This window comes from Agathobaculum sp., from assembly GCF_050946325.1.
Lineage (GTDB): Bacteria > Bacillota > Clostridia > Oscillospirales > Butyricicoccaceae > Agathobaculum.
Genome location: NZ_JBMNUP010000089.1, coordinates 1 through 7,572 on the forward strand (window position 1 = coordinate 1; position 7,572 = coordinate 7,572).

Here is a 7,572-nt window from a genome sequence, read left to right on the forward strand (position 1 = left end):
CACTTCGGATATATGCACCATACCCGATTTTCCTTCAGGCAACGCGACAAACGCACCAAATTTGGTGATCCCTGTCACCTTGCCTTCTACAATCGCTCCCACTGCCAAATCCATATAAATTTTTTTGCCTCCGTTATTTTTCCCTTTTACCTGCTGGATGTGTCTACAAAGACACGCTCTCCCGGTTCTGCATAGCTCAGTTCTGTGCGGGCAATTTCGCTGATGTCCGCTTCCGTGATGCCGCTTTGCATCTCCTGCCGCAGCGCTTCATTGGCGGCTTCGTATTCCTGCACACGCATGTTCAGCGAATCAAGCTGCTCGCGCTTATCCGCAATCTGCGTTTGCAGACTGACAATCGTCACCACCGCATAAAGCAAAAAGCCAAGCATCAACAGCTTAACCAAAAGCGGCGTTTTGCTTTTTGACATCCGGGCCATCCCGTTTTGCCCTCCATAACCAAACTGATTCGAGATTTATTTTAAACCTTTCCGACGAAAAATGGAAGGGGGTTTTGCAAACTTTTTTGTAAAACCCGTAATTTTCTCAACATTCGCAGCGCGGCAGAGCAGAGCATGCAGCTTTGCGCGCTCTTTTTTCAGCCATCGGCGCAATGTCTCTGCCGCCGTCAGAACAGCAAACCACCCTGCGCGCACTGCGCTGCCGAGCAGCGTAAAGTAAATCCACGTCCCTGCCGCCGCGCCTGCCGGCACATAATACCTGGTCTGCGCCGCCGCCCGCGCAATGGCAAACTCAAATACGGCCGCCAGCATCACCAGGCAGAACACCGTATCGCAAAGCGCGGTTTTCACGCTGCCCAGGCGGAAGTATATCCTTACCGCGCGCAGACTGTCATAAAACAACGCCAGCCCCGCGCCCAGCAGTACGCTTTGCAGCACCAGCGCAAACTGCGCCTGCACCGGCAGCGTCATGCTTCGCCTCCGCCAAACAGGCGCCGCAGCAATCCGCCGCGGGGCTGCGCGCTTTCATCATATTCCAGGCAGCCCACCTCCCCTTCAACGATGAGTTCCCCCGCTTCAATTTGAAGGCGTTCCACATGCAGGCTCTGCCCGCGCACAACCAGCATGCCGCGCACCGTCTCCAGCACAATCTGCTCCTCATCAAAGCTCTGCACATCGGTCACGCCGGAAACGGACAGCCGCTCCCTGCCCTCCAAAATAACGGTATGCGGCATATCCCTGTATCGCTCCTCTGCTGCCATGGCAGCCCCTCCTTCCAAATAAAACATCCCGCTCCCTTCATCATACGGGGCAGCGGGATGTTTTATTACAAAATCTCACGATACAGCGCCGCGGCATCCGCTTTCAGCGCATGCTCGGCAATTGCCAGCACCTCAACCTTCATCGTGCGCTGGCCAAAGGCGATTTCAATGATATCGCCCTCTTTCACCTGATAAGAGGCTTTGGCCGCCTTTCCGTTAACCGTGATGCGTGCTGCGTCGCACGCATCATTCGCCACAGTCCTTCGTTTTATCAGGCGCGATACTTTCAGATATTTATCCAGTCTCACCGTTACTTCGCATCCACCTTGGTTTTCAGGGCCTGGCTCGGCTTAAACGCAGGCAGGGTTGCCGCGGCAATATCAATCGACTCTCCCGTGCGCGGATTATGGCCGGTACGGGCTGCGCGCTGCTTGGTCTCAAACGTGCCGAAACCGCTGATCTGGAGCTTGTCTCCCTGTGCCATCGCATCGCCGATTACCGCGAAAACTGCGTCAATCGTTTTTTCCGTGTCTTTTTTAGAAAGCTCCGCCATTTCCGCCACCAGCGCAACGAATTCGCTTTTTTTCATTCTTCTTAACCTCCGTTATCCTGTTCTTGTTATTCCTGTTCTTTTGCTCTATTCCAAAGCGCATCCATCTCTGCCAGCGACAGATCTGCCAGCGCCTTGTCCCCTTCCTTGGCCTGCCGCTCCATCGAAGCAAAGCGGCGGATAAACTTTTCACAGGCTTTTTCCAGCGCACGTTCCGGGTCCACCTTCAGGTGGCGCGCCGCGTTGACCGCCGCGAACAGCAGATCGCCCACTTCTTCCTCGGGGTCGCCGTCTCCGTGCATTGCCCTGCGCACCTCATCCATTTCTTCCTCCACTTTACCGAAGGCACCCGCTGCGTCCTCCCAGTCAAACCCGACCTTTGCCGCCTTCTTTTGCAGCTTTTCCGCACGAACCAGGCTGGGCAGGCTCTTGGCAACGCTCTGCAGAGCGGAAGTATCGGTCGCCTGATGCTTCTCCTTGCGTTTCAGGGCGTCCCAGTTGCTCAAAATCTCCGCAGACGACCCTACTTCCACATCCCCAAACACATGCGGATGGCGGTAAATCAGTTTTTTGCAGATGCCGTCCGCCACATCGTCAATGTCAAACACGCCTTTTTCTTTTTCCATCTGCGCGTGAAATACCACTTGCAGCAGCACATCGCCCAGTTCTTCCTTCAGGTGTTCCGGGTCCTGCTCGTCAATCGCCTCGCACACCTCGTAGGTCTCCTCAATAAAATTGCGGCGGATGGAGCTGTGATCCTGCTCCCTGTCCCACATGCAGCCCTCCGGTCCGCGCAGCAGCTCCATGATACGCAGCAAATCCTCAAATTTGTATGCTTCTTTTTGCTGAAAATCAACCATTTTTCTTACTTCCCGTCATTTTAAATGTAAAAAATCTGCAATTTTTTCGCCTTTCGGCAGCAGCAGCACATCTTCCCGTTCCACCGCGCGCAGGGAGAGCAGCAAAACCCCATATACCGCAACCGCCGCCAGGATACAAACCAGCGTACACAGTTTATCCGCCGCAGAGCCGGGCGCTGCGGACAGTATGCGCGTCAGCGCTGTCTGACAGATGACGACCGCCGCGCCCATTCCCACCGTTGCCGCCAGCGGCCGCCCCGCCGTTTTGCCCAGCGGCGGCAGCGCATGCGACAATCGGCCAATCTGCAACAGGTTGAGCAGCGCAATCAGCCAATAACATGCCGCCGTGCTGATGGGCGCGCCGAGAATATTGAGAGAAGGCATGCCAATCAAATAATAATCGCCCAGCATCTTGACCACCGCGCCAAGAAACATGGAAATCAGCGGCAGGTCAATGCGGCCGAACGCCTGCAAAACCGCATTGGTCACGGCAACCAGCGCAACCGCCGGCACCGCTATGCCGAGAATCGCCATCAGCTGTCCGCCCAGCACCGTACCGCTTGCGTAAAACATCCGCAAAATCGGGCCGGACAACAGCAAAAAGCCGGCGCCCGCCGGCAATGTAATCATCAGCGTCAGCCGCAGCGTTGTAGATACCGTTTTGGATACCTTGGTAAAATTCTGTGCCGCCCGCGCGCTGGCAATCGTCGGCAATACGCTGACTGCAAGCGCCGTAATCAGCGTTTGCGGCAAATTAAAAAAGTTAATGGCCTGGCCCGTATAGATGCCATAGGTCGTGATCGCCTGCTCGGCAGACATGCCGACCGCAGGGCTTTGCAGCCGCGCCGAAATCAACGCTACGTCAATCAGGTCGGTCAGGCTCATCACCGCAGAGCTGATGGTAATCGGAATGGAGAGAGAAAGCAGGGTTTTTGCCAGCTCTCCGGACGGACGCGCCGCGTCACTGAGCATGCGAACCGGCGTTGCCCTGCGGTGCATCACCGCCGCCTGCAGCAGCATGTATGCGGCCGCCGCCATCTCACCTATGGTAACGCCAAGCACGGTCATCGCCGCCACCGCAGGGTCGCTCATGCCGTTTCGCATCGCATAGTATGCCAGTCCCAGGCCGACGAACAGCTTGCCCATCGCTTCAATGACCTGCGAAACCGCCGTGGGCACCATATTGGACCTGCCCTGATAATAGCCGCGGAATACTGACAGCACCGCAACCATCAGCACACTCGGGGCAATCGCCGTTACCGCAAGGCCGGCATCCGCATTTTTAATCCACGCCGCAAAGGTATCCGCGCCGAAAAACAGCGCGACAGAACACAGCGCGCCAACCGGTACGAAAATCCATCCCGCCACGCGGACAATCCGGCGCACCTCACGCTCACGTCCGCACGCCGTCGCCTCCGCAACCATTTTGGAGAGTGCCGCCGGCAAACCGACGGTTGAAACCACCAGCATGGCTGTATAAATTCGATAAGCCGCGCTGAACATGCCGAAAGCAGGCGAACTTTCCCCGCCAATCAGGTTTTGCAGAGGGATTTGGAAGAATGCTCCAATCACCTTAACCACCAGACTGGCCGCCATCAGCACAAACGCGCCTTCGATAAAATTCTGTTTTTTTCGCTGCAAATTATGCCCGCCCTTCTCTGTTCTGATAGTTCACCGTATGGCCGGGCACACGGAATTATGCACGCTTAAAGCGTGCCGCCGCAGGAGGAGCAGAAGGAATCATCCTTGCTGCACTGCTTGCCGCACTGCGGGCAGGTCACCACCGACTTCATGCCGTTCAGCTCATCCCGAAGATCTGCAAGTTTGCTCTGTTTTTCATCCACAGCCGCAATCTTGGCATCCATTTCTTCGCTGGATACTTCTTCGCCTTTGTGCAGGTCGTATACCATCTTGCCAATGTCCTTATAAAGAACATCGCACTCGGTATTCAGGTCAAACATCAGCAGGCGAATGCGGGTTGCGCTGGCCAGCTCGCTCGCCTTTTTGCCTGTCGCATCCGCCGCTCGTTCCACCGACCTGCCGGTTTTATCCGCCATGACCTTCACCTTATCCAGAAACGTCTGCACTCTTGCATCCATTGTTTATCGCTCCTTCCAGCGTGCCTTTTGCCCGCTATATTGCGTTTATTATACTGCACAGTATGCCAAAAATCAATACAGCATTCAGCCGATAAACTCATGCAGCACAGAGTCCTCCGGAATATACGCCGCATAGTCAATATCCGCCACTCTGCCGAGCGCCTGCTCCACCGGCGCAAGCCCCGCACGCCGCAGCCCTTCGCCCTGCCGGCGCAGCGATGCATCCAGCTTTTCCATCAGGATGCACAGCTCATACGGAAGGAACGTATCCACCGACAGCGCGGCATGTTCTCTGTTCGGGTCAATATACAGCCGCTCCCCGCGCCGCACCGAATTCCACTGGCGCAGCGTATCCTCCACCGGAGAATTGCGGAACAGGCTGTCGCGCATCGCACGGCGCAGAAAGCGCAGCATATACGGTTCCAGATGCATGCCGTCTTCATCCTCCACCGAGCTGGCAATCGACAGATATACGCAGACTGCCGACTGGGACAGGCCGCCTACAATCAGCGGATTGAACGCATGAATCCCCTCAATCAGCACAACCTCATCCTCATCCAGACGCAGCGCGCGCGTATCGGGAATGAAGGTGCGCGATGCAAAATCAAACCGCGGCACCAGAATTTCCTCGCCTGCCACCAGCTGCTTTAAGTGCTGCCCCAGCAGCGGCAAATCCATACAGTTCGGGCTTTCCAGGTCGGCAACTTCGTTTTCCTCGTCCCACGGCACCTCATAAGTGCCGATGGTGCGGTAATAATCATCCATCGAAATGGTTTCCGCATGAATACCATGCGCCGCGAGCGCGCGGAACAGACGGTCGTTCGTCGTCGTCTTGCCGGACGAGGACGGGCCGTTAATCAGGACAATCGGCTTTTGGCGGCTGTTTTCGGCAATCACATCCGCCACATGAACCACCTGTGCATGATACCGCGCTTCACATTCCGCGATAAATTCCGGTGCATCGCTCTGCGCGCGCCGGTTGATATCGGAAAGCTTATACTCTGCCATATTGGTCCCTCCTTACTGCTCTGGGAACAAAAGTTTACGTTTGCCCGCCGCCAGCCGTTCGCTGGCCGCAATATATTCCAGCGGATACTTGGGGTTGTTCACCCGCTCAATCCAGCCGGTATCCCTGTCCACCCGCTTGGAAACGCCGCCCGCGCCAAGCGAGAGAATGGTCTGCAATTCCTCCATCATGGCCACATTATAGAAGCATTCTGTGCCCGGCCGGCACCACCCGACGTTTTCAAATCCGCCTGCCATGAATTTCTGCCGGTAGAGGTAATACGGCCCGTATCCGGCGCGCTGCAGCGTATCCGCTGCGCCCTCCAGCATGCGCGCCACCGCCGTCCGCTGTGCGGCGGCCGCCGCCTTGTCTGTCAGGTCGGCGCCGCGTTTGATCGCCAGCGTGTGTACCGTAATATTCTCCGGCGCAAGGCGGGTCAGCTGACGGACGGTCTGCGCGAAGGACTGCACGGTATCGCCGGTCAATCCGGCGATCAAATCCATATTGATGGCGGAAAATCCGACTTCCCGCGCCTCGTCATATGCGCGCAGCACGTCTTCCGCCGTATGCCTGCGGCCGATCGCGGCCAGCACCGCATCATCCATCGACTGCGGGTTGATGCTCACCCTGTTCACGCCTGCGGCTTTCAGCACACGCAGTTTATCCGGCGTAATGGTATCCGGTCGCCCTGCTTCCACCGTATATTCGCAAAGTCCGGAAAAATCAAAACTCTGCTCCAGCGTACCCAGCAGACGCGCAAGCTGTTTTTCGTTCAGTGTGGTCGGGGTTCCACCGCCGATATATACGCTCTGGATGCGTTTTCCCGCCTCGCGCACCAGCGCTGCGGTCTGTGCAATTTCATGGCACAGCGTTTCCAGGTACGGCTCAATCAGATGGCCGGACTGCGCGGTTGCTGACGACACAAACGAGCAGTAATAACAGCGCGACGGGCAGAACGGAATGCCCACATACAGCGAAATATCCTCTTTGCCGATGGTCTGGTCCAGCGCCATTGCGGTTGCGGCGGCGCGGATGGTAAGCGCTGTGCGGGCCGGCGAAACATGAAAATGCTCCCGCAGATGTTCCGCAGCCTCCCCGCGGCTCATGCCGCGCGCAATCAGCCCGCGCGCCAGTTTGGCCGGACGCACACCGGTCAGGCTGCCCCAGACGGGCGGCTCGGCCAGCGCCGGCACCACTGCATCATATACTGTTGATTTCACCAGCTCGGTAACCGTACGCTTGTAGTCCAGCGGCGCAAGGCCTGCAACCGAAGCGCTTCGCGCGCTTTCGCGCGTCGTACCGTCCAGGCGGACGACGGCGCGCACCTGCGCCGCCCCGTCCTGCTCGATGAGTATGCTGCGGCAATAATCGCCCTGCTCCGGCGGCTGTTCCGCACGGGCAAGCGTGACAGCCGGCAGCAGCGTCAGCAGCATTTCTTCCACAGCATGCTTAAGCGCATGCCCCTCCAATGTATAGATCATCTGCCGGTTGCCTGCAGCATATAGGGATTGAAGCGGCGTTCTTCCTCCAGCGAGGAAACCGCCTCATGGCCGGGCAGCACCCGATAGTCCCCGTTCAGATCATGCAGCCGCTTGAGCGAGGCCAGCATCTGTCCAAAATCGCCGCCTTCCAGGTCGCAGCGTCCGCATTCGTGACGGAACAGCGTATCCCCTGTAAACAGCGCATCTTCTATACGGATCACCGAGGAGCCGGGCGTGTGGCCGGGCGTATTCATATAATACGCCGTCATACCGCCGAAGGACACTTCCGTTCCCTCGCGGGCAATGATATCCGGCTTGTCCTCCACATAGCGGCTGGCAAACGGACGGAACTGCCCC

At 57.3% G+C, this 7,572-nt stretch carries 12 protein-coding genes; all 12 read right to left on the bottom strand.

Annotated features, from left to right (window positions below):
* The coding region (locus ACOYIE_RS07615; RefSeq protein ID WP_433412013.1) for a S1 RNA-binding domain-containing protein at positions 1–114 on the bottom strand (114 nt) is incomplete at its 3' end.
* Between the two features lie 32 nt (positions 115–146).
* Entirely contained in the window at positions 147–428 is a 282-nt protein-coding gene (locus ACOYIE_RS07620; protein ID WP_433411992.1) for an FtsB family cell division protein, read from the bottom strand.
* A gap of 45 nt (positions 429–473) precedes the next feature.
* Positions 474–929 carry a spore cortex biosynthesis protein YabQ gene (gene yabQ / locus ACOYIE_RS07625; RefSeq protein ID WP_433411994.1) on the bottom strand — a complete coding sequence of 152 codons (456 nt, stop codon included), beginning with the start codon at positions 927–929 and terminating at the stop codon, positions 474–476.
* Entirely contained in the window at positions 926–1,219 is a 294-nt protein-coding gene (yabP, locus tag ACOYIE_RS07630; protein WP_433411996.1) for a sporulation protein YabP, read from the bottom strand. The genes yabQ and yabP overlap by 4 nt, the downstream gene beginning before the upstream one ends.
* Positions 1,220–1,284: 65 nt before the next feature.
* Positions 1,285–1,527 (bottom strand): RNA-binding S4 domain-containing protein, encoded by a 243-nt coding sequence (locus ACOYIE_RS07635; protein ID WP_433411998.1) that lies wholly within the window; start codon positions 1,525–1,527, stop codon positions 1,285–1,287.
* 2 nt (positions 1,528–1,529) lie between these two features.
* Positions 1,530–1,808 carry an HU family DNA-binding protein gene (locus ACOYIE_RS07640; RefSeq protein WP_433412000.1) on the bottom strand — a complete coding sequence of 93 codons (279 nt, stop codon included), beginning with the start codon at positions 1,806–1,808 and terminating at the stop codon, positions 1,530–1,532.
* Between the two features lie 29 nt (positions 1,809–1,837).
* The gene (gene mazG, locus ACOYIE_RS07645; protein ID WP_433412001.1) at positions 1,838–2,629 is read right to left on the bottom strand and encodes a nucleoside triphosphate pyrophosphohydrolase; all 792 of its coding nucleotides are present in this window, start codon (positions 2,627–2,629) and stop codon (positions 1,838–1,840) included.
* Between the two features lie 15 nt (positions 2,630–2,644).
* Positions 2,645–4,270 carry a putative polysaccharide biosynthesis protein gene (locus ACOYIE_RS07650; RefSeq protein WP_433412003.1) on the bottom strand — a complete coding sequence of 542 codons (1,626 nt, stop codon included), beginning with the start codon at positions 4,268–4,270 and terminating at the stop codon, positions 2,645–2,647.
* A 65-nt stretch (positions 4,271–4,335) separates the two neighbouring features.
* On the bottom strand, positions 4,336–4,728 hold the full coding sequence (locus tag ACOYIE_RS07655; protein WP_433412005.1) for a zinc ribbon domain-containing protein: 393 nt from the start codon (positions 4,726–4,728) through the stop codon (positions 4,336–4,338).
* 84 nt (positions 4,729–4,812) lie between these two features.
* Positions 4,813–5,736: a uridine kinase family protein gene (locus tag ACOYIE_RS07660; protein ID WP_433412007.1), complete on the bottom strand. Its 924-nt coding sequence runs from the start codon at positions 5,734–5,736 to the stop codon at positions 4,813–4,815.
* A gap of 12 nt (positions 5,737–5,748) precedes the next feature.
* Positions 5,749–7,215, bottom strand: a complete 1,467-nt coding sequence (gene hemZ, locus ACOYIE_RS07665; protein ID WP_433412009.1) for a coproporphyrinogen dehydrogenase HemZ — start codon at positions 7,213–7,215, stop codon at positions 5,749–5,751.
* Positions 7,212–7,572: MBL fold metallo-hydrolase (locus ACOYIE_RS07670; protein WP_433412011.1), on the bottom strand; the 361-nt coding region annotated here is incomplete at its 5' end. The genes hemZ and ACOYIE_RS07670, both read right to left, overlap by 4 nt.